At 72.2% G+C, this 24,874-nt stretch carries 24 protein-coding genes; 12 read left to right on the forward strand and 12 right to left on the reverse strand.

What is annotated here, in order from left to right; genetic code table 11:
- Nucleotides 1-3 precede the first annotated feature (3 nt).
- A complete protein-coding gene (locus HGB44_RS21820) occupies nucleotides 4-903 on the forward strand; it encodes a transketolase family protein (RefSeq protein ID WP_061083212.1) in 900 nt (299 codons plus the stop codon).
- A gap of 73 nt (nucleotides 904-976) precedes the next feature.
- Here HGB44_RS21820 and HGB44_RS21825 read toward each other — a convergent pair whose 3' ends face one another.
- From HGB44_RS21825 to HGB44_RS21840, 4 genes are read right to left on the reverse strand one after another with little or no spacing between them, the layout of a single operon-like run.
- Nucleotides 977-1,873 carry a carbohydrate ABC transporter permease gene (locus HGB44_RS21825; protein WP_061083213.1) on the reverse strand — a complete coding sequence of 299 codons (897 nt, stop codon included), beginning with the start codon at nucleotides 1,871-1,873 and terminating at the stop codon, nucleotides 977-979.
- Nucleotides 1,870-2,826 (reverse strand): carbohydrate ABC transporter permease, encoded by a 957-nt coding sequence (locus HGB44_RS21830; protein ID WP_061083214.1) that lies wholly within the window; start codon nucleotides 2,824-2,826, stop codon nucleotides 1,870-1,872. Before HGB44_RS21830 ends, HGB44_RS21825 begins: the two co-directional genes overlap by 4 nt.
- The gene (locus HGB44_RS21835) at nucleotides 2,823-4,181 is read right to left on the reverse strand and encodes an ABC transporter substrate-binding protein (RefSeq protein WP_061083215.1); all 1,359 of its coding nucleotides are present in this window, start codon (nucleotides 4,179-4,181) and stop codon (nucleotides 2,823-2,825) included. The genes HGB44_RS21830 and HGB44_RS21835 overlap by 4 nt, the downstream gene beginning before the upstream one ends.
- An 18-nt stretch (nucleotides 4,182-4,199) precedes the next feature.
- Nucleotides 4,200-5,201: a zinc-dependent alcohol dehydrogenase family protein gene (locus HGB44_RS21840; RefSeq protein WP_061083216.1), complete on the reverse strand. Its 1,002-nt coding sequence runs from the start codon at nucleotides 5,199-5,201 to the stop codon at nucleotides 4,200-4,202.
- Between the two features lie 178 nt (nucleotides 5,202-5,379).
- Between HGB44_RS21840 and HGB44_RS21845 the strand changes: the two genes are divergently transcribed.
- Together HGB44_RS21845 and HGB44_RS21850 are read left to right on the forward strand one after the other, a co-directional pair.
- Nucleotides 5,380-6,318: a sugar-binding transcriptional regulator gene (locus tag HGB44_RS21845; RefSeq protein WP_061083217.1), complete on the forward strand. Its 939-nt coding sequence runs from the start codon at nucleotides 5,380-5,382 to the stop codon at nucleotides 6,316-6,318.
- A gap of 68 nt (nucleotides 6,319-6,386) precedes the next feature.
- The gene (locus HGB44_RS21850) at nucleotides 6,387-8,165 is read left to right on the forward strand and encodes an ABC-F family ATP-binding cassette domain-containing protein (protein ID WP_061083218.1); all 1,779 of its coding nucleotides are present in this window, start codon (nucleotides 6,387-6,389) and stop codon (nucleotides 8,163-8,165) included.
- An 89-nt stretch (nucleotides 8,166-8,254) separates the two neighbouring features.
- On the opposite strand, the gene HGB44_RS21855 is transcribed toward HGB44_RS21850, so the two are convergent.
- Nucleotides 8,255-8,515: a Txe/YoeB family addiction module toxin gene (locus HGB44_RS21855; RefSeq protein WP_061083219.1), complete on the reverse strand. Its 261-nt coding sequence runs from the start codon at nucleotides 8,513-8,515 to the stop codon at nucleotides 8,255-8,257.
- Entirely contained in the window at nucleotides 8,512-8,763 is a 252-nt protein-coding gene (locus HGB44_RS21860; protein ID WP_061083220.1) for a type II toxin-antitoxin system Phd/YefM family antitoxin, read from the reverse strand. Before HGB44_RS21860 ends, HGB44_RS21855 begins: the two co-directional genes overlap by 4 nt.
- 284 nt (nucleotides 8,764-9,047) lie before the next feature.
- Here HGB44_RS21860 and HGB44_RS21865 point away from each other — a divergent pair, with 284 nt between their 5' ends.
- Nucleotides 9,048-9,542, forward strand: coding sequence for a glutathione peroxidase (locus HGB44_RS21865; protein ID WP_061083221.1), 495 nt, complete (start codon nucleotides 9,048-9,050; stop codon nucleotides 9,540-9,542).
- 206 nt (nucleotides 9,543-9,748) lie between these two features.
- Here the strand turns inward: HGB44_RS21865 and HGB44_RS21870 are convergent, their stop codons facing one another.
- The 4 genes from HGB44_RS21870 to HGB44_RS21885 all read right to left on the reverse strand — a co-directional run bounded on the left by HGB44_RS21870 (nucleotide 9,749) and on the right by HGB44_RS21885 (nucleotide 13,117).
- Nucleotides 9,749-10,723 (reverse strand): GDSL-type esterase/lipase family protein, encoded by a 975-nt coding sequence (locus HGB44_RS21870; RefSeq protein WP_061083222.1) that lies wholly within the window; start codon nucleotides 10,721-10,723, stop codon nucleotides 9,749-9,751.
- 164 nt (nucleotides 10,724-10,887) lie between these two features.
- Nucleotides 10,888-11,397: a MarR family winged helix-turn-helix transcriptional regulator gene (locus HGB44_RS21875; protein WP_061083223.1), complete on the reverse strand. Its 510-nt coding sequence runs from the start codon at nucleotides 11,395-11,397 to the stop codon at nucleotides 10,888-10,890.
- Nucleotides 11,398-11,483: 86 nt separating this feature from the next.
- Nucleotides 11,484-12,140 carry a TetR/AcrR family transcriptional regulator gene (locus HGB44_RS21880; RefSeq protein WP_210751979.1) on the reverse strand — a complete coding sequence of 219 codons (657 nt, stop codon included), beginning with the start codon at nucleotides 12,138-12,140 and terminating at the stop codon, nucleotides 11,484-11,486.
- A 14-nt stretch (nucleotides 12,141-12,154) separates the two neighbouring features.
- Nucleotides 12,155-13,117 (reverse strand): acyl-CoA desaturase, encoded by a 963-nt coding sequence (locus HGB44_RS21885; RefSeq protein WP_061083224.1) that lies wholly within the window; start codon nucleotides 13,115-13,117, stop codon nucleotides 12,155-12,157.
- Nucleotides 13,118-13,787: 670 nt separating this feature from the next.
- Between HGB44_RS21885 and glmU the strand changes: the two genes are divergently transcribed.
- The 4 genes from glmU (at nucleotide 13,788) to pth (ending at nucleotide 18,220) form a co-directional block, all read left to right on the forward strand.
- Complete coding sequence (gene glmU / locus HGB44_RS21890; protein ID WP_082768618.1) at nucleotides 13,788-15,248, forward strand: bifunctional UDP-N-acetylglucosamine diphosphorylase/glucosamine-1-phosphate N-acetyltransferase GlmU; 1,461 nt, start codon at nucleotides 13,788-13,790, stop codon at nucleotides 15,246-15,248.
- 17 nt (nucleotides 15,249-15,265) lie between these two features.
- A complete protein-coding gene (locus HGB44_RS21895; protein ID WP_061083228.1) occupies nucleotides 15,266-16,234 on the forward strand; it encodes a ribose-phosphate diphosphokinase in 969 nt (322 codons plus the stop codon).
- 622 nt (nucleotides 16,235-16,856) lie between these two features.
- A complete protein-coding gene (locus tag HGB44_RS21900) occupies nucleotides 16,857-17,462 on the forward strand; it encodes a 50S ribosomal protein L25/general stress protein Ctc (protein ID WP_061083728.1) in 606 nt (201 codons plus the stop codon).
- Between the two features lie 92 nt (nucleotides 17,463-17,554).
- Nucleotides 17,555-18,220 (forward strand): aminoacyl-tRNA hydrolase, encoded by a 666-nt coding sequence (gene pth / locus HGB44_RS21905; RefSeq protein ID WP_061083729.1) that lies wholly within the window; start codon nucleotides 17,555-17,557, stop codon nucleotides 18,218-18,220.
- Between the two features lie 177 nt (nucleotides 18,221-18,397).
- Here pth and HGB44_RS21910 read toward each other — a convergent pair whose 3' ends face one another.
- Nucleotides 18,398-19,576, reverse strand: coding sequence for an endo-1,4-beta-xylanase (locus HGB44_RS21910; RefSeq protein WP_061083730.1), 1,179 nt, complete (start codon nucleotides 19,574-19,576; stop codon nucleotides 18,398-18,400).
- 163 nt (nucleotides 19,577-19,739) lie between these two features.
- Between HGB44_RS21910 and HGB44_RS21915 the strand changes: the two genes are divergently transcribed.
- The 3 genes from HGB44_RS21915 to HGB44_RS21925 all read left to right on the forward strand — a co-directional run bounded on the left by HGB44_RS21915 (nucleotide 19,740) and on the right by HGB44_RS21925 (nucleotide 22,950).
- A complete protein-coding gene (locus HGB44_RS21915) occupies nucleotides 19,740-20,756 on the forward strand; it encodes a LacI family DNA-binding transcriptional regulator (RefSeq protein ID WP_061083731.1) in 1,017 nt (338 codons plus the stop codon).
- 100 nt (nucleotides 20,757-20,856) lie between these two features.
- On the forward strand, nucleotides 20,857-21,579 hold the full coding sequence (locus HGB44_RS21920; protein ID WP_082768661.1) for a polysaccharide deacetylase family protein: 723 nt from the start codon (nucleotides 20,857-20,859) through the stop codon (nucleotides 21,577-21,579).
- Nucleotides 21,580-21,654: 75 nt separating this feature from the next.
- Nucleotides 21,655-22,950, forward strand: a complete 1,296-nt coding sequence (locus HGB44_RS21925; protein WP_061083733.1) for an SGNH/GDSL hydrolase family protein — start codon at nucleotides 21,655-21,657, stop codon at nucleotides 22,948-22,950.
- Nucleotides 22,951-23,039: 89 nt separating this feature from the next.
- On the opposite strand, the gene HGB44_RS21930 is transcribed toward HGB44_RS21925, so the two are convergent.
- Entirely contained in the window at nucleotides 23,040-23,651 is a 612-nt protein-coding gene (locus HGB44_RS21930; protein WP_061083643.1) for a TetR/AcrR family transcriptional regulator, read from the reverse strand.
- A gap of 73 nt (nucleotides 23,652-23,724) precedes the next feature.
- Here HGB44_RS21930 and HGB44_RS21935 point away from each other — a divergent pair, with 73 nt between their 5' ends.
- Nucleotides 23,725-24,711, forward strand: coding sequence for a DsbA family protein (locus tag HGB44_RS21935; RefSeq protein WP_061083642.1), 987 nt, complete (start codon nucleotides 23,725-23,727; stop codon nucleotides 24,709-24,711).
- The last annotated feature ends 163 nt before the right edge of the window (nucleotides 24,712-24,874 follow it).

Raw genomic sequence — 24,874 nt, forward strand, 5'->3', positions numbered from 1 at the left:
CCCATGCGTGACACCTTCGCCGCCACCGTCAACCGGGCCATGGACACCGACCCACGCCTGGCCGTCGTCCTGGCCGCCATCTCGGCGGGCATGTTCCGGGGCGCCGCCGCCCGCCACCCCGGGCGGGTGATCGACGTGGGCATCCGCGAGCAGGCCATGATCGGCGTGGCCGGGGGACTGGCCCTGACCGGGATGCGCCCGGTCGTGCACAGCTACGCGCCGTTCCTGGTGGAGCGGCCCTTCGAACAGGTCAAGCTGGACCTGGGACACCAGGGCGTCGGCGCCGTCCTGGTGAGCATCGGCGGCTCCTACGACGCCGCGGAGGAGGGGCGCACCCACCAGGCGCCCGGTGACGTGGCGCTGCTGGACACCCTGCCGGGCTGGACCGTGTACGCGCCCGGGCACCCCGACGAGGTGCGCGCCGCCCTGGAGGCCGCCCTGCCCGGTGAGGACCGCGTGTACGTGCGGCTGTCGGGGACCTCCAACCGCGCGGCGATGCCGTTGGACGGACGCCTCAGCGTGGTGCGGACGGGCTCGCCGCGCTCGGCCGGGGTGGTGGTGGCGGTCGGGCCGATGCTGGACCGGGTGCTGGAGGCCACAGCCGGCCTGGACGTGACGGTCGCCTACACGGCCGCCGTGCGCCCCTTCGACCGTGAGGGGCTGAGCGCGATCGTCGGCGCGGCGGGCAACGCCGACGTGCTGGTGGTGGAGCCCTACCTGAGCGGGACCTCGGCGCACGAGGTCGCCGCGGCGCTGGCCGACCGTCGCCACCGCCAGCTGGGCCTGGGCGTGGCCCGGGACCGCGAGGTGCGCGCCTACGGGACCCCGGCGCAGCACGCCCGGGCGCACGGGCTGGACGCCGAGGGCATCGCCAAGTCCGCCCGGGCCTTCTTCCTGGTGTGACCCTGTCGCCGGTGTGAGGCCCGGACCCGCCCGGGGCCCCGCGCGGCGCGGCCCCGGGCTCCCCTCGCGCCTGTTACTTGACGGCGCCCATCGACAGGCCGCGCACGAGCTGGCGCTGGGCCGTCCAGCCGATCACCACGATGGGCAGCGAGGCCATGACGGCGGCCGCCGCCAGCTGCGCCACGAACAGCCCCTCGCTCGTGATGAAGCCGGTCAGGAACACCGGGACGGTCGCGGCCCGGGCGGCGGTGAGGTTGACGGCGAAGAAGAACTCGTTCCAGGCGAAGATCATGCAGATCAGCGCGGTCGCCGCGATGCCCGGGGCCATCACCGGCATCATCACCGACCACAGCACGCGTGCCAGCCCGGCGCCCTCCACCCGGGCCGCCTCCACGATCGCCTTGGGCACCTCCAGGAAGAACGACCGCAGCATCCACACCGCGATGGGCAGGTTCATCGCCGTGTACAGCACCACCAGGGTCCACACGTTGTCCAGCATCGACAGTTGCGAGGCGGCGACGTAGATCGGCACCACGACCGCCACCACCGGCAGCATCTTCGTCGAGATGAAGAAGAACAGCACGTCCTGGGTCCGCTTGACCGGGGCCACCGACAGCGCGTAGGCGGCGGGCAGCCCGAGCAGCAGCACCAGGAGCGTGGACGCCAGGGTGGCGATCACCGAGTTGCCCAGGTACGGCAGGAAGTCCGCCCCCAGGACGGTGGAGAACCGGTCCAGCGTCGGCTGGAAGAAGAGCGTCGGCGGGTCGGTCGCGGCCTGGTTCTCCTCCTTGAACGCCGTCAGCACCAGCCACAGCACCGGGAACACGAAGACCAGTCCCACGGCCCACGTGAACACGGTGAGGGCGGCGCTCCCCAGACGGGCCCGGGAGCGGCGGGCCCCGCGCGGCGCTCGTGCGGCGACGGCGCCGCCTCCGGCGCCCACGGGGCGTTCGGGGGCTCGGGCGGTCACGAGCTCACCTCCTGTGCGTTCATGAACGTGCGGAAGATCAGCCGCAGGGCCAGCGTCGCCACGATGATGGTGCCGACCACCACCACGACGCCCATGGCCGCGGACTGGCCGATGTCGAACCCGAGGAAGGTCCGCTGGTAGACGTAGAAGGGCAGGTTGGAGCTGGCGGTGCCCGGTCCGCCCTGGGTCATCATGTAGATCGTGTCGAAGGTGTTCACCACGTAGACCGACCCCAGCAGCACGCCCAGCTCGATGTAGCGGCGCAGGTGCGGCAGGGTGATCCAGGCGAACATCTGCCACCGGGACGCGCCGTCGACCTGGCCCGCCTCCAGCACGTCACCGCCCTGGCTCTGGAGCCCCGCCAGCACCAGCAGCATCATGAACGGCGTCCACTGCCAGACCAGCGCGGCCACCACCGACAGCACCGGCGCCTGGGAGACCCAGTCGAACGACTCGACCCCGAACGGCGACAGCACGAAGTTCACCAGGCCGAACACCGGCTCCAGCATGATGTGCTTCCACAGCAGCGCCGTGGCCACGGGCAGGATCAGGAACGGGGTGATGACGAGCGTGCGCACCACGCCGCGCCCCCGGAACCTCCGGTCCAGCAGCAGCGCCAGTCCGATGCCCAGCAGCATCGCCACCACGACGCAGGAGGCGGTGATCAGCACCGTGTTCGCCGCCGCGCCCAGGAACTGCCGGTCGGTGAAGACCGCCGCGTAGTTGGCCAGGCCCACCCACGCCTGGGAGTCCGGCCGCAGCAGGTTCCACGAGCGCAGCGAGTACACGACCGTCGCCAGGAACGGCAGCTGGGTGACGACCAGCATGAACACCAGGGCGGGCAGCAACGGGGCCCTGCGGGCCCATCCGCCCCCGCCGCGGCTCCGCCTCGGCCGCTCGGGCGGTGTCGGTGCCGCGGGCGCCTCGCGCGCGGGCGCTGTCACAGCGCTCATCGGTCGTCCTCCTTGTAGGTCTCACCGACGGCCTCGGCGTACTCCTGGCTCTGCTCCAGCGCCTGCTCGACGGTGATCTGCCCGGCTATGGCCGCGCTCAGCTGCTGGCTGACCCGGGTGCCCAGGTCCTGGAACTCGGGGATGGCGAGGAAGCCGATGCCCTCGTAGGGGACCGGGCGCGTGCCCGGGTCCTCGGGGTCGGCGCGCTGGATGCCCTGGAGCATGGGCTCGGCGTAGGCCCGCGCGACCTCCTGGTACTCGGGGACCTCGAACGTGGAGAGCCGGTTGCCGGGCGGTACCCGCTGCCAGCCGTACTCCTCGGCGACGGTGCGGACGTAGTCCTTGTCGGTCATCCACTCCAGGAACGCCCACGCCTCCTCCTTGTGCTCGGAGGTGGAGGGGACGCCCAGCGCCCAGGTGTAGAGCCAGCCGCCGTAGTCGGTCTCGGCCACCGGTGCCGCGGCGTAGCCGTTGAGCCCGGCCACGGTCGCGGAGTCCGGGTCCTCGATGGTGCTGACCATGGAGGTGGAGTCGTAGAACATGGCCGCCCGGCCCTGGGAGTAGCGGTTCAGGCAGTCCCCGAACCCGCTGTTGGCGGCGCCCGGCTGGCCGTGCTCGCGTGCCAGGCCCACGTAGAACTCGGCCGCGCGCCGGAACTCGGGGGAGTCGATCTCGGCGTTCCACTCCTCGTCGTACCAGCGTCCGCCGAAGGTGTTCAGGACGCTGTTGAAGGGGCTCAGCACCTCGCCCCAGCCCGCGAGGCCGCGCAGGCAGATCCCCGAGACCCCCGGCTCCACGCCGTCGAGCTCGGCGGCCAGGTCCGCCACCTCCTCCCAGGTGGGGTTCTCCGGCATCTCCACGCCGGCCTCCTCGAACAGGTCCTTCCGGTAGGCGAGGAAGGAGGACTCGCCGTAGAAGGGCACCGAGTACATGTCGCCCTCGTAGGACAGGTCCTCCCTGATGGAGGGGACGAAGTCCTCGTGGTCGTAGTCCCCGGCGGCGTCGATGGAGGGCTGTAGGTTCTCCAACCAGCCGTACTCGGCCCACTGGCGGGTCTCGTAGTTGCTGATCATGACGACGTCGAACTCGCCCCCGCCGGTGGCCACGGAGGTGGTGATCTTGGCGCGGGCCTCGTTCTCCGGCAGGGACACGAAGTCGATCCCGATGCCGGGGTGCTCCTCGCGGAACCGCGCCTCCAGGGAGATCGCGTCCTGCATCTGCGGGTTGGACACGATCGCGACGGTCAGCCGGACGGTGCCGTCATCGGAGGAGAGGGCGCCCATTCCGGCGCACCCGGTGAGCAGCAGTCCGGAGGCGGCCGCGGCGGTCGCCCGGACGGCGTAGGTGGTGTGCACGTTCGCTGCCTTCCCGGGTCAGGCGGTCTCGTCGGGGACGATCTGGACCTTCACCCCGGTGCCCGCGCGCATCATGGCCAGCGCCTCGGGGAACTTCTCCAGGGGCAGGGCGTCGGTGAGCAGCGGAGCGGTGCGCACGGCGCCGGCGCTGATGAGGTCCACGGCCGCCCCGTAGCTGTTCAGCACCGCCATGGAGCCCACGACGGTGATCTCGTCGTTGTAGATCCGAAACGGCGACAGCGCCACGCGGGCGGCCTCGTCGGCGACCCCGAAGACCAGCAGGCGCCCGCCCCGCCTCAGCGAGTCGAAGGCCGCCTCGATGGCCGGGGGCGCGCCCGTGACGTCCACCGCGGCGTCGAAGCGCTCGTCGCCCAACCCGGACGTGTCCGTCGCGGTGGCGGCGGCGCCCAGGTCGGCCGCGATGGCCAGGCGGCGGGTGTTGCGGTCGACCACGGTCACGCGGGCGCCGGAGTTCTGCAGCAGCTGCTGGAGGAGCAGGCCCATGGTCCCGGCGCCCACCACCAGGAAGCGCTCGCCGTTCTCCACCCCGATGCGCCGGACACCGTGGACGGCGCACGAGAGCGGCTCGACCAGGGCGCCCTCGCGCATGCTCACCGAGTCGGGCAGGCGGTAGCAGTTGGCGGCGGGGACGGCCACGTACTCGGCGAACGCGCCGTCCACGGTGTCGCCGATCGCGCCCCAGTTGGCGCACAGGTTGCCCCGCCCGGCGCGGCAGTACTCGCAGTGCCCGCAGAACAGGGAGGGGTCCACGGCCACCCGGTCGCCCGGGCGCAGGTCCCCCGGGGCGCTCTCGCCGACGGCCGTGACCGTTCCGGCGAACTCGTGCCCGGGCACCAGCGGGTAGGGGCTGGGCGGGAACTCGCCGTCGGCGATGTGCAGGTCCGTCCCGCAGATCCCGCAGGCGCCGACCCGGACCACCACGCCGTCGGCGGCGGGGCGGGGGTCGGGGCGGTCCCCCACGGTGACGGAGCCCGGTTCGGTGATGATGGCGGCACGCACGGTTGGGAACCTCCCGTTGGACGCTCATGTGAGCGACATGAGTCACAGATGTTTCGAACATTGAACGCCCATCGGAAACGCGCTGTCAATGGATGGGAGCACATTCGAGTACACTCCTGCACGTATGAGCGATCAGCGTGGTGAGGTTCAGGAGACGGCCCCCAGCGGCCCCGCGGAGATGGTGCGTCTCGCCGCCATCGCCCGCAGGTTCTACCTGGACGGGCGGTCCAAGGTGGAGATCGCCGAGGAGTTCGGCCTGAGCAGGTTCAAGGTCGCCCGGGACCTGGAGGCCGCCCGCAGCAGCGGGATCGTGCGCATCGACATCCGCCTGCCCGCCCGGCTGGACGGGGAGCTGTCCGAGCGCATGCGCGCGGCCTTCGGCCTGCGCAGGGCGATCGTCGTGGACGCCCTGGACGACCCGCGGGACACCCGCCGGGCGCTGGGGTCGGTGGCGGCGCGGCTGCTGTCGGAGATCGTGCGGCCCGACGAGGTGCTGGGGCTGGCCTGGAGCAGGTCGCTCCAGCTGATGGGCGTGGACATGGTCGACCTGCCGCGCTGCACGGTGGTGCAGCTCAACGGCGTGCTGTCCGAGCAGGCGGAGGGCGGCGGGTCGGTCGAGACGGTGCGCCGGGCGGCCGCGCTCTCGGGCGGGCCGGCGTACCCGATCTACGCGCCGCTCATCCTGCCGGACGCCGCGACGGCGGCGACGCTGCGGGCCGACCCGGGCATCGCCTCCGCGTTCGCGCACTTCGACCGCCTGACGACGGCCGTGGTGGCCATCGGGGGCTGGGACGAGCACAACTCGACCGTCTTCCAGGCGCTGGACCCGGACTCGCGGGCCAGGTACACCGCGCTGGGCGTGTGCGCGGAGATGTCCGCCCAGCTGTTCGACGCGGAAGGACAGCAGGTGCACTCCGACCTGGACGAGAGGGTCATCAGCGTCCGGGCGGACCAGCTGCGCCGGGTGCCCGAGGTGGTCGCGGTCGCCGGGGCCGGGGACGAGGCCAAGGCCAGGGCGATCGGCGCCGCGCTGCGCAGCGGCCTGGTGTCGACGCTGGTGACGGACGACGCCGTGGCCCGGCTGCTGCTCGACGAGGAGCCGACGGGACGGGAGTGAGGCCCGGGAGCCGTCCCGGGGCCGGCGGCGGTCAGCGCACCACGGCACTGCCGCCACAATGGACAGTGATGAATCTGGTCAATCTTCAGGACGTGTCCCTGGCCTACGGGCCGCTCGTACTCCTCGACAAGGTGTCGCTCGGCGTCGACGAGGGTGAGCGCATCGGCGTCGTCGGCCGCAACGGCGGCGGCAAGTCCACGCTCATCTCCGTGCTCTCGGGCATCACCCAGCCCGACTCCGGGCGGGTGGTGCACAACCGCGGGCTGCGCATCGGCTTCCTGCACCAGCGCGACACCTTCCCCGACACCACGGTGGGGGAGTTCGTCCTGGGCGACCGGGCCGAGCACGAGTGGGCGGGCGACGCCCGCGTCCGCGACATCCTGCGCGGACTCCTCGGCGGCTGGGCCCTCGACACCCCCATGGCGGGCCTCTCCGGAGGTGAGCGGCGCCGCTCCGGCCTGGCCCGGCTCCTGGTCGGCGACCACGACCTCATCGTCCTCGACGAGCCCACCAACCACCTCGACATCGAGGGCATCGCCTGGCTCGCCGAGCACCTGCGCGGCCGTCCCGAGGCGCTCGTGGTCGTCACCCACGACCGCTGGTTCCTGGACGCCGTCACCACCCGCACCTGGGAGGTCGGGCGGGGCGCCGTCGAGCGCTACGAGGGCGGTTACGCCGCCTACGTCCTGGCCAAGGCCGAGCGCGAGCGCCAGGCCGCCGCGTCCGAGGATCGCCGCCAGAACCTCATGCGCAAGGAGCTGGCCTGGCTGCGCCGCGGCGCCCCGGCCCGCACCTCCAAGCCCAAGTTCCGCATCGAGGCGGCCAACCAGCTCATCGCCGACGAGCCGCCGCCCCGCGACACCGTCGAACTGGTCAAGTTCGCCAGCTCCCGGCTCGGCAAGACCGTCATCGACCTCAAGAACGTGTCGGTGGCCATCCCCGACCGGACCCTGCTCGACCACCTCACCTGGCAGCTGGGCCCCGGTGACCGGGTCGGCCTGGTCGGGGTCAACGGCGCGGGCAAGTCCACGCTGCTCAAGATCCTGGCCGAGGAGCGCGAGCCCGACTCCGGCACCGTGCGCACCGGCCGGACCGTGAAGCTCGCCCACCTGTCCCAGAACGTCGTCGAACTCGACCCCGCCGCCCGACCCCTCCAGGCGGTCATGGACGTGCGCGAGCACATCACCATCGGCAAGCGCGACTACACCGCCAGCCAGATGCTGGAGCGGTTCGGCTTCCGGGGGGAGCGCCAGTGGACCCCGATCGGCGACCTGTCCGGCGGTGAGCGCCGCCGCCTCCAGCTGCTGCGCCTGCTCATGGACGAGCCCAACGTGCTGCTGCTGGACGAGCCCACCAACGACCTGGACATCGAGACGCTCACCGAGCTGGAGGACCTGCTCGACGGCTGGCCCGGCTCCCTGGTGCTGGTCAGCCACGACCGCTACTTCCTGGAGCGCATCACCGACCGCGTGCTGGCCCTGATGGGCGACGGCGGTCTGGCCTTCCTGCCCGGGGGCGTGGACGAGTACCTCCAGCGCCGCGCGGCCAGCGCGGGCGAGGCCACCGTGCCGCTGGGCGCCTCTGAGGCCGCCGCGGCCCAGGCCCCGGCGGAGCAGCCCGCGGTGTCGGCGGCCGAGCGGCGCGCCGCGCAGAAGGAGATGCAGCGCGTCGAGCGGCGCATGGACCGCATCGCCAAGCGCGAGGCGGAGCTGCACGAGCTGATGGCCGCCGCGGCCGAGGACTACACCCGGCTCTCCGAACTCGACGCCGAGGCCAAGGCCCTGGCCGCCGAGCGCGGGGAGCTGGAGGAGGTCTGGCTGGAACAGGCCGAACTCGTCGGCGAGTGAGGCCGTAGTACGGCGGACCGCGAAGGACGCCCGGCCGCGATGTCGAGGCCGGGCGTCCGGCTCGGAGGGCACGGACCCGCCCTCCGCCGTCACTTCCCGTAGTGATAGCGGCAGGCGGCTATCCGGATCTCATCCCCGCTGATCTTGTACACCAGCCGGTGTTCGTCGGTGATGCGGCGGGACCAGTAGCCCTGGAAACCGTGCCGCAGCGGCTCGGGCTTGCCCATGCCGTCGTTTCCGTTGCGGTCGATGTCCTTGATCAGGGCATTGATGCGTTTGAGGATCTTGCGGTCCTGTCCCTGCCACCAGACGTAGTCCTCCCAGGCGCTCTGGGCCCAGACCAGTTTCATTCGGCCAGATCCCGTTCTATGCCCTGATCGGACTCCAGCTCCTCGATCGCGGTGACCAGACGCCGCGCGTTCTCCGGGCTGCGGAGGAGGTAGGCGGTCTCCTTGAGGGTCTCGTACTCCGACAGCGCCATCATGACCACGGGCTCGTGCCCGGCTCTGGTGATCACCACCTCCTCGCGGTCGTCGACGACGGAGTCGAGCGTGGCCGCGTAGTTGGCACGGGACTCCGAGTAGCTCATCGTCTTCACGTCTGGCCTCCCGGCGCTGTAACGTACAAGGAGGCTCATTGTACAAGAACGCGTACGTCCGTGCCGGGTATTGTCCGCGGGCATTCATGGGAAGCGAGGCGGTTCCGCCCGCGAGCACGTCGGCACGGCCCGCGCGGAGGCGCGGTGCGCGGGCGGTACGGCTGGACCGGGGCCCCTTCCTGAGAAAGAATCCGAGCCACGGCGGCGTGTGCTCCGAATACGTCGTGAAGCACCACGCCACTCGGTGGGCGTCGGCGCCCCGGCAAGCAAGGAGATGGACGCGGATGAGCGGCCTGGACGAGATCCCCGTGACCCTGATCGACGGACGTGAGACGACGTTCGGCGAGTGGTCCGGCAAGGTGAGACTGGTGGTCAACGTCGCCTCGCGCTGCGGCTACACCCCGCAGTACGAGCGGCTGGAGAAGCTCCAGCACCAGTACGGCGACCGGGGGTTCACCGTGCTCGGCGTCCCCAGCAACCAGTTCCTCCAGGAGTTCGGCAGCGAGGAGAGGATCGCCGAGTACTGCTCGGCCACCTGGGGCGTCACCTTCCCCATGACGGCCAAGGCCAAGGTCAACGGCAGGCAGCAGCACCCGCTCTACGCGGCGCTCTCCTCGGCCGCCGACGAGGACGGCAGGGCCGGGAAGGTCAAGTGGAACTTCGAGAAGTTCCTCGTCCTCCCCGACGGCGCCGTGCACCGCTTCCGCTCCTCGACCGAGCCCGACGACCCCAGGGTCACCGCGCTCATCGAGAAGGCCCTCCCCGGCGGCGCGGAGTAGCCCCACCGGACGGCCTGATCCGCCGCGGTCTTGTGCTTATGGCGAGGTTCGCGCGTCGACATCGGCTATGAGTACAAGACCATCCCAGGTCAGAACCCCGTGCGTCGCAACGGCAGCACGTCCGGCCAGTCCGGCGGCCCGTCCCCGAACGCGGCCGCCGGGGCAGCCGGTGGGACGCCCCGGCCGCCACAGCCGATCCGGCCGCCTCAGCCGACCTGCCGGGCGAAGACGGCGGCGATCTCGCGCGCACCCTCCTCGTTGGGGTGGATGTCCGGCCCCCGCTCGCCGTGGCACATCCACGTCAGGTCGCAGACGTTCTGGAGGTTGGCGGGAAGCCCCGTCTCGCTGCCCTGGGGCACCTCCTGGTTGGTGGACTCGAAGACCGTGTCCACCTCCGCCACGTCGATCCCCTCCGCCCGGTAGGCGTCGGCGATCGTCCCGTTGACCTCCAGCAGGATGTCCACCGCCTCCTCGGCCAGCCCCCCGCGCGCCTCGGTCTCGGGGAAGAGCTCCTCGGCCTCCTCCGCCGACGCGGCCGCCTGCTGGGCGGGGTCCCCGTCCATCAGCAGGAAGGCCAGGAACGGGTTGTAGTAGGTCATCCCGATGATCTGCGTGTCCGGCCCCGCCGCGTCGCGCAGCCGCTCGGCGATCTCGGGGGTCTCCTCCCGGAGCCGGTCCAGGCCCTCGTCCACGCACGCGCGGTCGATGTCCACGTCCCCCGAGTCGGGGGCCTGCCCCTCGGGGGTGTTGATCCCCCGCACGCAGCTCGTGAAGTTGTTGGCGCCGATGGTGAGCGTCACCAGGTCCACCTCGCCCTCGTGCCCGGCCAGGAAGGCCTCGGCCTCCTCCAGCTGCGACCCCTGCTCGTAGCGCGCGTCGCAGCCGGGCAGGCCGCCTTCCATGAAGGTGGTGGTGTCCTCGCCCGCGCACCCCATCCGCTCGTGCCGCAGCCGCGGGGAGTCCTCCTTCAGGGTGCGGTACAGGACGTCGGTGTAGCCCTCGGAGGTCTCCACCGGTTCGCCGTCCTCGTCGGGCTGCACGCCCACGCTGATCGAGTCGCCCAGGGACAGGTAGTGGCCGCCGGAGTCCGCCCCGCCGCCCTCACCGCCGCCGGAGCCATCGCCCCCGTCACCGCTGCCCGAGCACCCCGCGACCAGCACGGCCGCGGCCGCCACGGCCATCCAACGGACTCGCACGTGTCCCCCCGAACGATCGACTGCGCGTACCGGGGCTGCACTACCCCGGAAGGCGCGGACCTCACGCGCGGTTCCCGGGAGGCGTTCGCCACACGGCGCCGGGCCCGCCGCCCGCACGGCCACGGAAGGAGGCGGGTACCGCTCGGTGACTAGCCCTGCTGGCCCTCGGGGCCCCTGTCGAGGGGCGCCAGGAGGCGTCTCAGTAACGACGCCAGCTGTTCGCGGTCGTCGTCGGCCATCGGCGCCAGCAGGGTCTCCTCGTAGCTCAGGAGCGACTTGAGGGCCGCGTCGATGCGCTGGGCGCCCTGCTCGGTCAGCCGGACCAGGACCCCGCGCTTGTCGGCGGGGTCGGGGCGGCGCCGCACCAGCCCGGCCGCGGCCAGCCGGTCCACCCGGTTGGTCATGGTCCCCGAGGTCACCAGGGTGGCGCGCAGCAGCCGCCCGGGGCTCAGCTCGTACGGGGGGCCGGAGCGGCGCAGTTCGGCGAGCACGTCGAACTCCCAGGGCTCCAGGGCGTGCTCGGTGAAGACGGTGCGCCGGGCGCGGTCCAGGTGGCGTGCGAGCCGCGACACCCGGCTGAACACCTCCAGCGGCGTCACGTCCACGTCGGGGCGTTCGGAGCGCCACGCCTCGATCAGCCCATCCACCTCATCGCGCATGGGGACAGCTTATCTCTTGACATCAAGATAGTGGGGCGGGTATGCCGTGCACACCCGCCCCACAGATCTGGGAGGACCTTCCGAGGTCAGCCCGCCCTGCGTTTGCCCGGACCCAGCTTCGGCTTGGGCTCCAGGCTCGACAGCCCGTTCCACGCCAGGTTGACCAGGTGCGCGGCGACCACCTCGCGCTTGGGCCTGCGCACCTCCAGCCACCACTGGCCGGTCAGGGCCCACATCCCCACCAGGGCCTGGGCGTACATGGGGGCGAGCGCCGGGTCGTAACCCCGTTCGGCGAACTCGTCGACCATGATGTGCTCGACCTGGCTGGCGATGTCGTTGAGCAGACTGGCGAAGCTTCCCGTGCCGGAGGCCGCGTGCGAGTCCCGGGTCAGCACCCGGAACCCCACGGTGTTCTCCTCCACGTACCGCAGCAGGGCCAGGGCCGCGTTCTCGATCTTGCTCCGAGCGCCGTCGGCGGAGAGGGCCTCGCCCATCATCGCCAGGAGGGTGCGCATCTCACGGTCGACCACGACCGCGTAGATGCCCTCCTTGCCGCCGAAGTGCTCGTACACCACGGGCTTGGACACACCGGCCCGCGCGGCGATCTCCTCGACGGAGGCCGCGTCGAACCCGCGCTCGGCGAACAGCTCCCGGCCGATCTCCACGAGCTGTTGCCGACGCTCCTTGCCCGTCATGCGCTTGCGGCGCACACGGATCTTCTGATCGCTGTCGGCTGCTCCCATGATGGCTACCGATCCTAGACGCTGACCCGCTTGGCGGCGAGTCGCTCGTTGTTGGGCCAGCGGACCTTGGAGGCCCAGCCGAGCTTCTCGAAGATCCAGATGACGCGGGCGGAGATGTCGATCTGGCCCTTGAGCACGCCGTGGCGCGCGCAGGTCGGGTCGGCGTGGTGCAGGTTGTGCCAGGACTCGCCGAAGGACGGGATGGCCAGCCACCACACGTTGCGGGAGCGGTCGCGCACCTCGAAGTTCTCCTCGCCGATGGTGTGGCAGATGGAGTTGATCGACCAGGTGACGTGGTGCAGCAGGGCCATGCGCACCAGGCTGGCCCAGAAGAAGGCGGTGAACGCGCCCCACCAGGACATGGTGACCAGACCGCCGATGAGCGCCGGGGCGCCCAGGGAGAAGACCACGATCAGACCGAAGAGCCTGTCGACCAGGACGATGTCCTTGTCCTTGAGCAGGTCGGGCGCGAAGCGGCGCGGCGAGGTCTTCTTGTCGTCCAGGTACATCCACGCCATGTGCGCGTAGTACAGGCCCTTGGCGACCGACTTCCAGTCGTCGCCGAAGCGCCACGGCGAGTGCGGGTCGCCCTCGGCGTCGGCGTACTTGTGGTGGCGGCGGTGGTCGGCCACCCACTTGATGACGCTGCCCTCGATGGCCATCGAGCCGGCGATCGCGAGCGCGATGCGCAGCGGGCGCTTGGCCTTGAACGAGCCGTGCGTGAAGTGGCGGTGGAAGCCGACCGTGATGCCCAGCCCGCTGATCAGGTAGAAGACCGAGGCGATGGCGATGTCGGTCAGGGACAGGCCCCAGCCCCAGAAGAAGGGCAGCGAGGCCAGCAGCGCGATCAGCGGCACGAACACGAACGCGAAGACCGTGTACCGCTCGGCCTTGCCGCGCAGTTCGGGCTCGTACTCGGGGATCGCCTCGCGCTTCGGCTCTGTCTTCTCGGTCGGTAGCTCGGGAGCAGCGGTCATGGTTCTTCCTCGCTGTCATGCAGTCAGGCGACGTCGTCGCGGTCAGGACGGCGTCCGAGGGCACCTGAGTGACCGCCGCGACGACCCAACCTATTCCTACGTAACCGTAACCTACGATGCCGTAGGTTTGGCAAGCCCTCCATGAAAGGCGCTATCTTGGTGGCTGGCGTGCGGGTGGTGTGTTCCACCCCGACGCGTTCCCGGATGATGTAATCGGCAGCATGTGGGGTTTTGGTCCCCATCGTCCAGGTTCGAGCCCTGGTCCGGGAGCTGTCCCGGTGTCGCGCGCGTACGCGCTGGTCACTCCAGCGGATCCGCGCGCGCGTCCCGTCGGGGACGCGCCCGGAACACGGTGTCCGCCGCCGTCCGAAGACCGCGCGCGGCGCGCCGGTCCGCACGTCCCGTCTCACACCGCGTACCCCTGCGGAACGGACGCAACCATCCGAAGCGGCGCATCTCACACCAAACCCTCGGAAACCGACGCCACAGGCGGGGTGCGGCCAACAGCCGCTCACCCCCGCGTCACGCGCCCGTGGGGCGCTGGTGAGGCACATGTATCCTTCCCATGTCGGCCGCTGGTCATCCGACGGCCGCCCGTGCGGCATGCGGGTCGCGCCGCCGAAAGGGTGAGCCGACATCTCAGCCACCAGCTACCACGAGGGACTCCTCAGTGAGCGTGAACCGTCCGGCTGCCGTCATCGTCCTCGCGGCGGGCGAGGGCACCCGAATGAAGTCGAAGCTTCCCAAGGTCCTCCACGAGCTCAACGGCCGCAGCATGCTCGGCCACGTGCTCGCGGCGGCGCGGGAACTCGATCCCCAGCACGCGGTCGTGGTCGTCGGCCACGCGCGTGAGCAGGTCAGATCCCACCTGGAGGAGATCGCCCCCCAGGCCTCCACCGCGGTCCAGGAGGAGCAGAACGGCACCGGTCACGCCGTGCGCATGGCGATCGAGGACCTGGCCGCCAAGGGCGTCAAGCTCAGCGGCACCGTGGTCCTGACCTGCGGTGACACCCCCCTCCTGCGCGGTTCCACGCTCGCGGAGCTCGTCGCGGCCCACGACGAGGAGGGCAACGCCGTCACGGTGCTCTCCGCGCGCGTACCCGACCCCCACGGCTACGGCCGCATCGTCCGCGACGCCGACGGCGACTTCACCGGCATCGTCGAGCACGCCGACGCCACCCCCGAGCAGCACGCGATCGACGAGATCAACTCGGGCATGTACGCCTTCGACGGCGCCCTGCTGTCCGAGGTCGTCCAACGCCTGTCCACCGACAACGCCAAGGGCGAGGAGTACGTGACCGACGCCGTCTCCCTGCTGCGCGGCGACGGCCACAGGGTCGGCGCCTGGGCGGCGGGGGACTGGCACGAGGTCCAGGGCGTCAACAACCGCGTCCAGCTCTCCGAGGCCCGCCGCGTCCTCAACGACCGGCTGGTCCACGAGCACATGCTCGCCGGGGTCACCGTCGTCGACCCCGCCACCACCTGGGTGGACACCCAGGTCACCATCGGCCGCGACACCGTGATCGAACCCGGGACCCGGCTGCTGGGCGCCACCTCCGTCGGGGAGGACGCCGTGGTCGGCCCCCGCGCGGACCTGAGGGACACGGTCGTCGGCGCGGGCGCCACGGTGCGCGAGACCACGGCGGACCGGGCCGAGATCGGCCCCGGGGCCTCCGTCGGCCCCTACACCTACCTGCGGCCGGGCACCCGTCTGGCCGAGCGGTCCAAGGCCGGAGCCTTCGTCGAGGTCAAGAACTCGAACGTCGGCGCCGAGTCCAAGATCCCGCACCTGACCTACGTCGGCGACGCGGACATCGGCGTGGGCAGCAACATCGGCTGCTCCTCGGTGTTCGTCAACTACGACGGGGTCAACAAGTCCCGGAGCGTCATCGGCGACCACGTCAGGATCGGCAGCGACAACACCATCGTCGCCCCGGTCCGCGTGGGCGACGGCGCCTACTCCGGGGCGGGGACCGTGGTCCGCGACGACGTGCCGCCCGGTGCTCTCGCGGTTTCCGAGGGGCACCGCCAGCGCAACGTCGAGGGCTGGACCCGGCGCAAGCGCCCGGGTACGCCCTCCGCCGAGGCGGCGGAGCAGGCCGATCGGCACAGAGCCGACGACAAGCAGTGACTGTGGGGGAGAAACACGTGACCGGGATGAAGGCCACCGGCCAGAAGAACCTGATGCTCTTCTCGGGGCGCACGCACCCGAGCCTGGCCGAGGAGGTCGCGAAGGAACTGGGGATCGACGTGGTCCCCACCCGGTTCGACACCTTCGCCAACGGTGAGATCTTCGTCCGTTACCTGGAGTCGGTGCGCGGCTCGGACGCGTTCGTCATCCAGTGCCACTCCGACCCGATCAACGAGTCCATCATGGAGCAGCTGATCATGGTGGACGCGCTCAAGCGCGCGTCCGCCAAGAGGATCACCGTGGTGACCCCGTTCTTCGGCTACGCCCGGCAGGACAAGAAGCACCGCGGCCGCGAGCCCATCTCGGCCCGCCTCATGACCGACCTGTTCCGCACCGCGGGCGCGGACCGGATGATGGCCGTCGACCTGCACACGGACCAGATCCAGGGCTTCTTCGACGGCCCCGTGGACCACCTGTTCGCGCTGCCGATACTGGCCGACCACATCGCCAGCCGGGTCGACCAGTCCGAGATCACCGTGGTCTCGCCGGACGCGGGCCGGGTGCGCACCGCCGACCGCTGGGCGGACCGCCTCGGCGCTCCGCTGGCGATCATCCACAAGCGCCGCGACCCGGACGTGGCCAACCAGGTCCGCGTGCACGAGGTCGTCGGTGAGGTCAAGGGCCGCGTCTGCGTGCTGGTGGACGACATGATCGACACCGGCGGCACCATCGTCAAGGCCTCCGAGGCCCTGTTCGAGCAGGGCGCGGCCAAGGTCCTGGTGGCCGCCACGCACGGCGTGCTGTCCGGTCCCGCGGCCGAGCGCCTCCAGAGCTCGCGGATCTCCGAGGTGGTCATCACCAACTCGCTGCCCGTTCCGGAGGAGCGTTCCTTCGAGAAGCTGACCCAGCTCTCGATCGCGCCGCTGGTGGCCCGCGCCATCAGCGAGGTCTTCACCGACGGCTCGGTCACGAGCCTGTTCGAGTAGACGCGGGGGACGCGCGTCCCGCCTGTCGTCCGGGACCTCCCGCGGCCCGCCCCTCCGGGCGGGCCGCGGGGGGTCTCCGCCGTTTCCGGCCCCTTGCGGGAGCGGTGCGCGAAGGCGCAGACGGTCTCCAGCGCGCGGACCGGCGCGTTCCCGGTCCCGGCGTGCCCGAACCGGCGTCCCGGGGTCCTGGCGGCGGCCTGGCGGGCGGACGGGGCGGAGCCCCCGCCGCCGGGGCGGACGTTCTCGCCGGCGTCCGCACGAGCCGCCCGGACGTCCGCACGAGCCGCCCGGCCCGCAGGTTTCTCTGGGGGCTTGTCCGGACCGGGGAGGGAATCGCGGGCCATGTTCGGAGTCGTCGGCGAAGCCATTAGACTTGACCGAGTGTCCCCGTGCCCAGGCGGAGCCCTAAGAAGGCTGCGTGTGGAAGGCGGGCAGGGGTGCGCGACGAGCGTTCCCGGGCCGGGCGGGTCCGGTGGCGGCTCGCCGGGCACGCCTGGAACCAGGGCGGTTGCGTCCCTGCCTGAGGGCAGTCCCCGCCGCATTCACCGCCGAGGGCGGGAATCGTTCGTGCTACTGGAGTCGTGTTCCCCGTGCTGCGGGGTTGAACCCGAGGAGTTTTGTCGTGTCCGAGGTACGTATCGCTGCCGAGCCCCGCACGGAATTCGGCAAGGGCGCCTCTCGTCGCGCCCGCCGCGCGGGTAAGGTGCCGGCCGTCCTCTACGGCCACGGCACCGAGCCCCGCCACCTGAACCTGCCGGGCCACGAGCTCATGCTCGCCCTGAAGACCCCCAACGTCCTGATCCGCCTCGACGGCCTGGACAAGGACAACCTTGCCCTGCCCAAGAGCGTGCAGCGCGACGCCATCAAGGGCTTCCTGGAGCACATCGACCTGCTGGTCGTCTCCAAGGGCGAGAAGGTCGAGGTCGAGATCCCGGTCCACCTGATCGGTGAGGTCAAGGCCCCGGGTGTGCTCAACCAGGAGCTCGTCACCGTGGCCGTCGAGGCCGAGGCCACCCACATCCCCGAGGGCGTCGAGTTCGTCATCGAGGACCTGGAGATCGGCGCCAACCCGACCGCCGCCGACCTCAAGCTGCCCTCCGGCGTCACTCTGGTCACCGAGCCCGAGACCCTCCTGCTGACCGTCTCCGCCCCCCGCGTGGAGGAGGAGCCGGAGACCAGCGAGGAGGCCGCCGAGGGCGCCGAGGCCACCGAGAGCGCCGCCGAGTAGGCGGCCGCAAGGCACACATCGACGACGCGCGGTCTCCCGAGAGGGGCCGCGCGTCCGTCGTGTCAGCCGCCGTCCCGGTAGGGTCGTGCCCCATGGGCAACTGGTGGGGCAGGCTGTTCGGCGGCAGGGGCCCCGGTGCGGAGAGCGCCGGGGACGGCAACGTCGGCGGAGAGAACGAGGACATGGCCGATACCGAGCGCTGGCTCGTCGTGGGACTGGGCAATCCCGGGCCCAAGTACGCCGGGAACAGGCACAACGCCGGTTTCCTGGTGGTGGAGGCGCTCGCGGGCGGCGAGCGCTGGAAGGCGCACAAGGCGCACGCCGAGGTGGTGGAGACCCGCCTGGACGGTGTTCCCGTGGTGCTGGCCAAGCCGCGGAGCTTCATGAACCTGTCGGGCGGTCCGGTCTCCGGCCTGGCCCGCTTCTACAAGGTCCCGGTCGAGCGGATCGTCGTGGTGCACGACGAGATGGACATCGACTTCGGCGCGCTCAAGCTCAAGAAGGGCGGCGGGCCGGGCGGGCACAACGGCCTGAAGTCGATGACCTCGTCCCTGTCCAGCCCGGACTACATCCGCGTGCGCTTCGGGGTGGGCCGCCCGCCGGGCCGGATGGACCCGGCCGCGTACGTGCTCAAGGACTTCTCCTCCACCGAGCGCGCCGAGCTGGACCTCAACGTCGAACGCGCCGCCGACGCGGTGCGCACGGTCCTCACCGACGGCCTGGGCCGGGCGCAGAACATCTACCACACCGCAGCCTGACCCCCAGGGCACGGGAGCCCTCCGGGGCGGGGCTCACACGCCCGCCGGACGACCGCTCCCACCAGGGGTTCCAGGCGAGGGGCGCCCGCGCCGGGCACGGCGCGCGCTGAGCCGGGCATACCGCGCCCGCCGGCGGAGGAACGCCGACGGGCGCGGCGACGGGGGCGCGGTACCCGGCTACCGGCCGTGGCCCGCCCAGGGAGGGCGGCCCTGCCCGTCGTCCTCGGCCCCCTTCAGGAGGGATCGGAGGGTGAAGTAGGCGGGCTTGCGGTCGAAGTCCCCGTCCATGACGGTCGCCGCGCCCTCGCCCTCGAAGAACACCGGCACCCACGAGTACTTGTCGGTGAAGCCCCAGATGGTGAAGGAGTCGCAGCCCTCCACCCCCAGGCAGGCCTCCAGCGCCTGCCCGTAGTAGTCGGCCTGCCGCTCCAGCTGCTCCCCGGTCGGCTCCCCGCCCCCGGGCACCGCCATGCGCACGTCCACCTCGGTCAGCGCCGTGCCCAGGCCGAGGTCGTCGAAGCGCTGGAGGTTCTCCTCCAGGCCGGACGGGAATCCGTACTGCATGCTCAGGTGCACCTGGGCGGAGAACCCGTGCACCGGCACGCCGTCCGCCAGCAGCTCCTGGATCAGCGCGTGGTAGGCGTCGCTCTTGGCGTTGACGTCCTCGACGCCGTAGTCGTTGAAGTACAGCTCCGCCGACGGGTCGGCCTCGTGGGCCCAGCGGAAGGCGTCGGCGATGATCCCCGGCCCGAGCTCGCGGATCCAGATGTTGTCCTCTGTGCGCAGCTCCCCCGCCTCGTCGAAGATCTCGTTGGCCACGTCCCACTGCGAGATCCGGCCCTCGTAGCGGCCGACGACGGTGGTGATGTGGTCGTGCAGGATCTCGCGCAGCTCCTCGTCGGTGAAGTCGCCCTCCTCCAGCCACTCGGGGTTCTGGCTGTGCCACAGCAGCGTGTGCCCGCGCACGTCCTGGCCGTGGCGCTCGGCGAAGTCCACGATCCTGTCGGCCATCCCGAACGCGTACTCGCCCCGCTCGGGGTGGATGTACTCCCACTTCATCTGGTTCTCGGGGGAGACAGAGCTGAACTCCCGGGCCAGGATCCGGCGGTACTGCCGGTCGGAGGTGAAGGGGTCGGGGTAGTCCTGCTCCTCGTGGTGTCCGCCGCCCGCGACGGCGGTGCCGATGACCAGGCCGTCGGGCGCGGCCCAGCGCAGCGTGCCCGGCTTGGCGTATCGGGGGTGGTTGGGCGGCCAGTGGCCGTGACCGTGGCCGGGGGAGGCGACCGCGGGGGCGGCCAGGGGGACCGACAACGCCGTCGCGGCGAGGACGGCGGTGACGAGGCGGAGCGGCTTCATGGGGGGATCTCCGATCTGGCGACCGACGAAACTTCCGGAAAGTTCCGTAACATGTGAAGGTCAATGGACCCTAGGTCGTCGCCGGGCGCAGCGTCAAGATCCCGTCTCGGAGCTGTCGCCCCACCAGCTGTGCTCGTACTCTGGGTGAGCACAAAGGAGGACCATGCCCGACACCCCGTCCCGAGACGTCACGATCTCCGCCATCGCCGAGGAGGCGGGCGTCTCCGCGCCGACGGTCTCGCGCGTGCTCAACGGCCGGGGCGACGTCGCCCCCGCCACGCGCGAGCGCGTGGAGAGCCTGATCCGCGCGCACGGCTACCGGCGCCGCGGAGGACGGCCCCGGGAGCGCGTCGGCCTGCTCGACCTCGTCTTCAACGACCTGGACAGCCCGTGGGCCGTCGAGATCATCCGCGGGGTGGAGGACGCCGCGCACGAGAGCGGGACCGGCATCGTGGTGTCGGCCATCCACCGCCGGGTCAGCTCCACCCGCCAGTGGCTGGAGAACGTGCGCTCGCGCGCCACCGACGGGGCGATCCTCGTGACCACGGACCTGGACCCCGAGCTGCGCGAGGAGCTGCGGGAGCTGCACGTGCCCGCCGTGGTCGTCGACCCGGTCGGCGTCCCGGACCTGGACACGCCCACGGTCGGCGTCACCAACTGGGCCGGGGGCCTCAGCGCCACCGAGCACCTGATCCACCTCGGCCACCGGCGCATCGCCTTCGTCGCCGGGCGCCCCGAGCTGTGGTGCAGCCGGGCCCGGCTCGACGGCTACCGGGCGGGCCTGGAGACCGCGGGGCTCGCGGTCGACGACGAGCTGGTCGTGCCGGGGGAGTTCGGCTACGAGTCCGGCTTCCGGGCGGGGGAGCGGTTGTTCGAGCTCGCCGAGCCGCCCACGGCCGTGTTCGCGGCCAGCGACCAGATGGCGCTGGGTGTCTACGAGGCGCTGCGCCGACGCGGCCTGCGGGTGCCCGCCGACGTCAGCGTGGTCGGCTTCGACGACCTGCCCGAGGCGCGCTGGTCCTCGCCGTCCCTGACCACCGTGCGCCAGCCGCTGTCGGACATGGGCAGGCTCGCGGTGCGCACCGTGCACCGCCTCGTGCAGCGCGAGACCATCGAGAGCCCGCGGGTCGAGCTGGCCACCGAGCTCGTCGTGCGGGACAGCACCGCCCCGCCGCCGTGAGCGGGGGGGGGAAACGTTGACACCCCGACACGGCGCTCCTTAGGCTGCTTTCTCCGGAATGTTCCGGAAACCCCCCAGGCTCCGTGTCAAGGAGACCAGCGTGACCACCACCCCCCGACGGACGCGGGGCCGTGTCCTCGCCGTCCTGCTCGCCCTCGGCTTCGCCCTGTGCGCCGCGGCCCCCGCGGGCGCCCGCCCCGCTCCGCCCTCCCCCGGCGGGCACGCCACCCCCGACATCGTCGACTCCACGCAGCGCGGCGGCCGTGCCGTGGCCCTCACCTTCGACGACGGGCCCGACCCGCAGAACACCCCCCGGCTGCTCGACGTGCTGCGACGACACCGCGTCCACGCCGTGTTCTGCCTCTGGGGTGAGCACGTGCGCCAGCACCCCGACCTCGTCCTGCGGATCGCGCGGGAGGGGCACACGCTGTGCAACCACTCCATGCGCCACGACGACATGAGCGCCTGGTCGCCGGAGCGGGTCCGCGCGGACCTGCTGGAGACCGGCGCGGCCATCCGCGAGGCGGCGCCCCGCGCCCGCGTCCCCTACTTCCGGGCGCCCTACGGGGCCTGGGGCCGGAGCCCCGAGGTGGCGGCCGGACTGGGTATGCAGCCGCTGGGCTGGAGCCTGGCCGTCGAGGACTGGGCGCCGCCCGGCACCGACGAACTCGTCCGGCGGCTGGAGGAGGGCCTCACCCCCGGATCGGTGGTGCTCCTGCACGACGGCGGGGGCGACCGCGGCCAGACCGTCGACGCCGTGGCCCGGATCATCCCGAAACTGAGGGCCGAGGGCTGGCACTTCACCCTCCCCGCCCGGCGCTGACAGACCGTGCTTCCTCCGGGCCCGCGCGCCCCGTCCCGCCCGGCCACGTCAGCCCCCACGTCCGAGGAGAAGACCATGTCCCCCACCCGCGCCCGGCGAGGCCTGGCCGTCGTCATGACGGGCACGCTGTTCCTGCTCGGCGGCTGGAGCGCCACCGGCGCCGCGGCCGCACCGGCCGAGGCCGACCCCGGGAACTGGGTCGGCACCTGGGCGGCCGCACCGACCGCCGCACCCGCCACGGCGACCCCGGTCCTGCACGACGAGACCATCCGCCAGGTCGTGCGCACCAGCGTCGGCGGCGACCGGCTGCGCCTGCGCCTGACCAACGAGTTCGGGGAGAGCGCGCTGCGCGTGGGCGGGGTGCACGTGGCCCTGCGCGCGGGCGACTCGGGAACCGACATCGACCCGGCCACCGACCGCACGGTCACCTTCGGCGGCCGCACGTCGGTGACGGTCCCGGCGGGCGCGCCCATGGTCAGCGACCCGGTACCGCTGGAACTGCCCGCACGCGCCGACCTGGTCGTGAGCATCCACCTGCCGGAGGAGACCCCGGTGACCACCCTGCACGCCTCCTCCTTCCAGGAGAACGCGGTGGCCGCGGGCGACGTCACCGGTGACACGTCCGTCGAGGCGACCCGCACGCTCACCCAGTGGCACTTCCTCTCGGGGGTCAGCGTGCGGTCCCGCACGCGGCTCGCCGACGCGGTCGTGGCCCTGGGCGACTCCATCACCGACGGTTCCGAGACCGAGGTGAACGCGAACCACCGGTGGCCGGACCTGCTCGCCCGGCGCCTGCCGCACACCGGCGTGCTCAACTCGGGGATCGCGGGCAACCGCCTGCTGCACGACCCCAACCCGCCCGAGGGCAGCGACGCCGAGGACTTCGCGGCCTTCTTCGGGCAGAGCGCCCTGCGCCGCTTCGACCGGGACGTGCTGGCGCACCCGGGCGTGGGCCACGTCATCGTCCTGCTGGGGGTCAACGACCTGGGCCACCCCGGCACCGTGGCCCCGGTCACGGAGACCGTCACGGCCGAGGAGGTCATCGGCGCCCACCGCCAGATCATCGCCCGGGCCCACGCGGCCGGGCTGCGGGTCTACGGGGGCACCGTCCTGCCGTTCGGGGGCGACACCCTGGGCTTCCACACCGAGGAGAACGAGGCCAAGCGCCAGGCGGTCAACGCGTGGATCCGCACGAGCGGGGAGTACGACGCCGTCATCGACTTCGACGAGGTGGTGCGCGACCCCGCCGACCCGCTGAGCCTGCTGCCCGCCTACGACAGCGGCGACGGCCTGCACCCCAACGACGCCGGTATGGCCGCCATGGCCGACGCCGTACCGGCCCGGCTCTTCCGTCCGGGGCGGGAGGGGTGACCACACCGGGAGGGAGAGGGGCGGCCCGCGTCCCGGTCCCGGCGCGGCCGGGGCCGGGACGCGGGCCGCTTCGGTGTCCGGTGTCCGCCTCAGCCGCGTACCAGGCGCCAGAAGGCCAGCGCGGCCTCCTCCGGTAGGGCGGCCCCGCTCGCCCCGTCCGTCTTCCCGGCCCCGTCCGCCCCGTTCGCCTCCACGGCCTCTCCGACGCCGACCCAGTCGGCGATCACACCGACCAGCGCACCCGCCAGGTAGGCGGCGTGCGTGCGCACCGGCACGTCGTCGAACCCGGGCGGCCTCGCCCCCCGCGCGAACCGCGCGGCCAGCTCCTCGGCGAGCCGCCCCCGCAGCCGGTTCGTGAAGCGGGCGCTGCCGTGGTCCGACAGCATCCGGCGGTAGAGCACCGCGCTGTCCGCCACATGTCCGAACAGGTCCACCAGCGGCTCGGGCACCCGGTCGCGGGGCGCGTCCAGCGGGCACAGCGCCGCGCAACGCGCCACGTGCGCGACGGCGCTCTCCGTGGCGTCGGCGACCAGCGCGTCCAGGTCGGCGTAGTGCTGGTAGACGGTCGCACGGTTGACCCCGGCCCGCCTGGCCACGGTGGAGACCGTGACGGTGCCCGACGGGTTCTCCGCGGTCAGGGACAGCAGGGCGGTGCGCAGGCGGTCGCGGGTGCGCTGGACACGGGGGTCGTCGGGGTTCACGGAGACAGTATACGACGCCTGTCTCTCATATACACCTGTTGTTTAAGCAACGGATGTCGGTTATGTTGTCCCCATGAGGATCGAGATCTGGGCCGACACGGTCTGCTCCTGGACGTACATCGGCAAGCGGCGCCTGGAGCGGGCGCTGGCCGGGCTCGACGGCGCGCTCCGTGAGGAGGCCGAGGTGGTCTGGCGCCCCTACAGGATCGACCCCGCCGCCCCGGTCGCGGCCGAACCCCTGGACCCCCTGTTGCGCGACCCCCTCGTGGACGCCGCCCTGAGGGCCTGCGCGCCCGGCCTCACCCCGGCCCGGAACCGCGTCCGCGTGGCCGAGGCCGCCGCGGCCGAGGGGCTCGGTCCCCGCTGGGGTGCGGCATGGAGGGTCAGCAGCCACGACTCCCACCGCCTCCTGTCCCTGGCCCTGGAGACCGGCGGCCCCGACCTCCAGGGCGCCGTCGCCGAGGGCGTCCTGCGCGCCCACTTCACGGCGGCCGAGGACATCGGTTCCGCCGACGTCCTGGACCGCGTCGCCCGCGAGGCCGGGTTCCCCGGCGGCGGCCGGCTCCTGGCCGGGGGCGCGGGGGAGGAGCGGGTTCGCGAGCTCCTCCTGCGGGGCCGGGCCACGGGCGTGCGCACCTCCCCGACCCTGGTGGTCAACGGCCGGGCCCTGGAGGGCGCCCAGCACCCCGACGCGATCCGCGACTTCCTGGTCGGAGCCGCCGGGCACACCCCGCGCCGACTCCCCGAGGAGGTCGAGCGCTTCCGCCTGGCGGAGTCCCTGCTGGACCGGGGCGACCCCCTCGGCGCGCTCACCCTGCTCCGGCCGATGCTCGACGAGCACGCCGCGGACCGGAACGTGGGCCTGCTCGCGGCCCGGGCCTACTACCGCTCCGCGCAGCTGGGCCGTGCCCGCCGCGTGCTGGAGGAGCTGGTGGCGCGGAGCCCGGACGACGCGTACGCGCGCCTGCTCCTGGGGCGCACGCTCCAGCGGCAGGGCGAACGGGAACCGGCCGGGCCGCACCTGCGCCTGGCCGGTGCCATGGTCCCCGAGTACGTCTGACCCGGACACCCGGACACCCGGAACGCGCGGAGCGGGCCGCCGGGAGGTCCGGGTCCCGGCAGCCCCCCAGGTGACCGCCGGTGCCCCCACCAGGTCACCCCCTGCCCGGCCGAACGGATCTCGACACGGACACGTTCCTGTTTTGAACGGGGCTCCTTACCCA

It is taken from the genome of Nocardiopsis alborubida (assembly GCF_012396365.1).
Lineage (GTDB): Bacteria > Actinomycetota > Actinomycetes > Streptosporangiales > Streptosporangiaceae > Nocardiopsis > Nocardiopsis alborubida.

What these genes read in the sequence shown, in the direction of transcription:
- HGB44_RS21870 (WP_061083222.1), bottom strand. Translation starts at nt 10,723, where the DNA reads ATGGCCGTGGCGGCCGCGGCCGTGCTGGTCGCGGGGTGCTCGGGCAGC.
- HGB44_RS21845 (WP_061083217.1), top strand. Translation starts at nt 5,380, where the DNA reads ATGGTGCGTCTCGCCGCCATCGCCCGCAGGTTCTACCTGGACGGGCGG.
- HGB44_RS21830 (WP_061083214.1), bottom strand. Translation starts at nt 2,826, where the DNA reads ATGAGCGCTGTGACAGCGCCCGCGCGCGAGGCGCCCGCGGCACCGACA.
- HGB44_RS21925 (WP_061083733.1), top strand. Translation starts at nt 21,655, where the DNA reads ATGTCCCCCACCCGCGCCCGGCGAGGCCTGGCCGTCGTCATGACGGGC.
- HGB44_RS21875 (WP_061083223.1), bottom strand. Translation starts at nt 11,397, where the DNA reads ATGCGCGATGAGGTGGATGGGCTGATCGAGGCGTGGCGCTCCGAACGC.
- HGB44_RS21820 (WP_061083212.1), top strand. Translation starts at nt 4, where the DNA reads ATGCGTGACACCTTCGCCGCCACCGTCAACCGGGCCATGGACACCGAC.
- HGB44_RS21850 (WP_061083218.1), top strand. Translation starts at nt 6,387, where the DNA reads ATGAATCTGGTCAATCTTCAGGACGTGTCCCTGGCCTACGGGCCGCTC.
- HGB44_RS21935 (WP_061083642.1), top strand. Translation starts at nt 23,725, where the DNA reads ATGAGGATCGAGATCTGGGCCGACACGGTCTGCTCCTGGACGTACATC.
- HGB44_RS21865 (WP_061083221.1), top strand. Translation starts at nt 9,048, where the DNA reads ATGAGCGGCCTGGACGAGATCCCCGTGACCCTGATCGACGGACGTGAG.
- pth (WP_061083729.1), top strand. Translation starts at nt 17,555, where the DNA reads ATGGGCAACTGGTGGGGCAGGCTGTTCGGCGGCAGGGGCCCCGGTGCG.
- HGB44_RS21915 (WP_061083731.1), top strand. Translation starts at nt 19,740, where the DNA reads ATGCCCGACACCCCGTCCCGAGACGTCACGATCTCCGCCATCGCCGAG.
- HGB44_RS21880 (WP_210751979.1), bottom strand. Translation starts at nt 12,140, where the DNA reads ATGGGAGCAGCCGACAGCGATCAGAAGATCCGTGTGCGCCGCAAGCGC.
- HGB44_RS21885 (WP_061083224.1), bottom strand. Translation starts at nt 13,117, where the DNA reads ATGACCGCTGCTCCCGAGCTACCGACCGAGAAGACAGAGCCGAAGCGC.
- HGB44_RS21910 (WP_061083730.1), bottom strand. Translation starts at nt 19,576, where the DNA reads ATGAAGCCGCTCCGCCTCGTCACCGCCGTCCTCGCCGCGACGGCGTTG.
- HGB44_RS21855 (WP_061083219.1), bottom strand. Translation starts at nt 8,515, where the DNA reads ATGAAACTGGTCTGGGCCCAGAGCGCCTGGGAGGACTACGTCTGGTGG.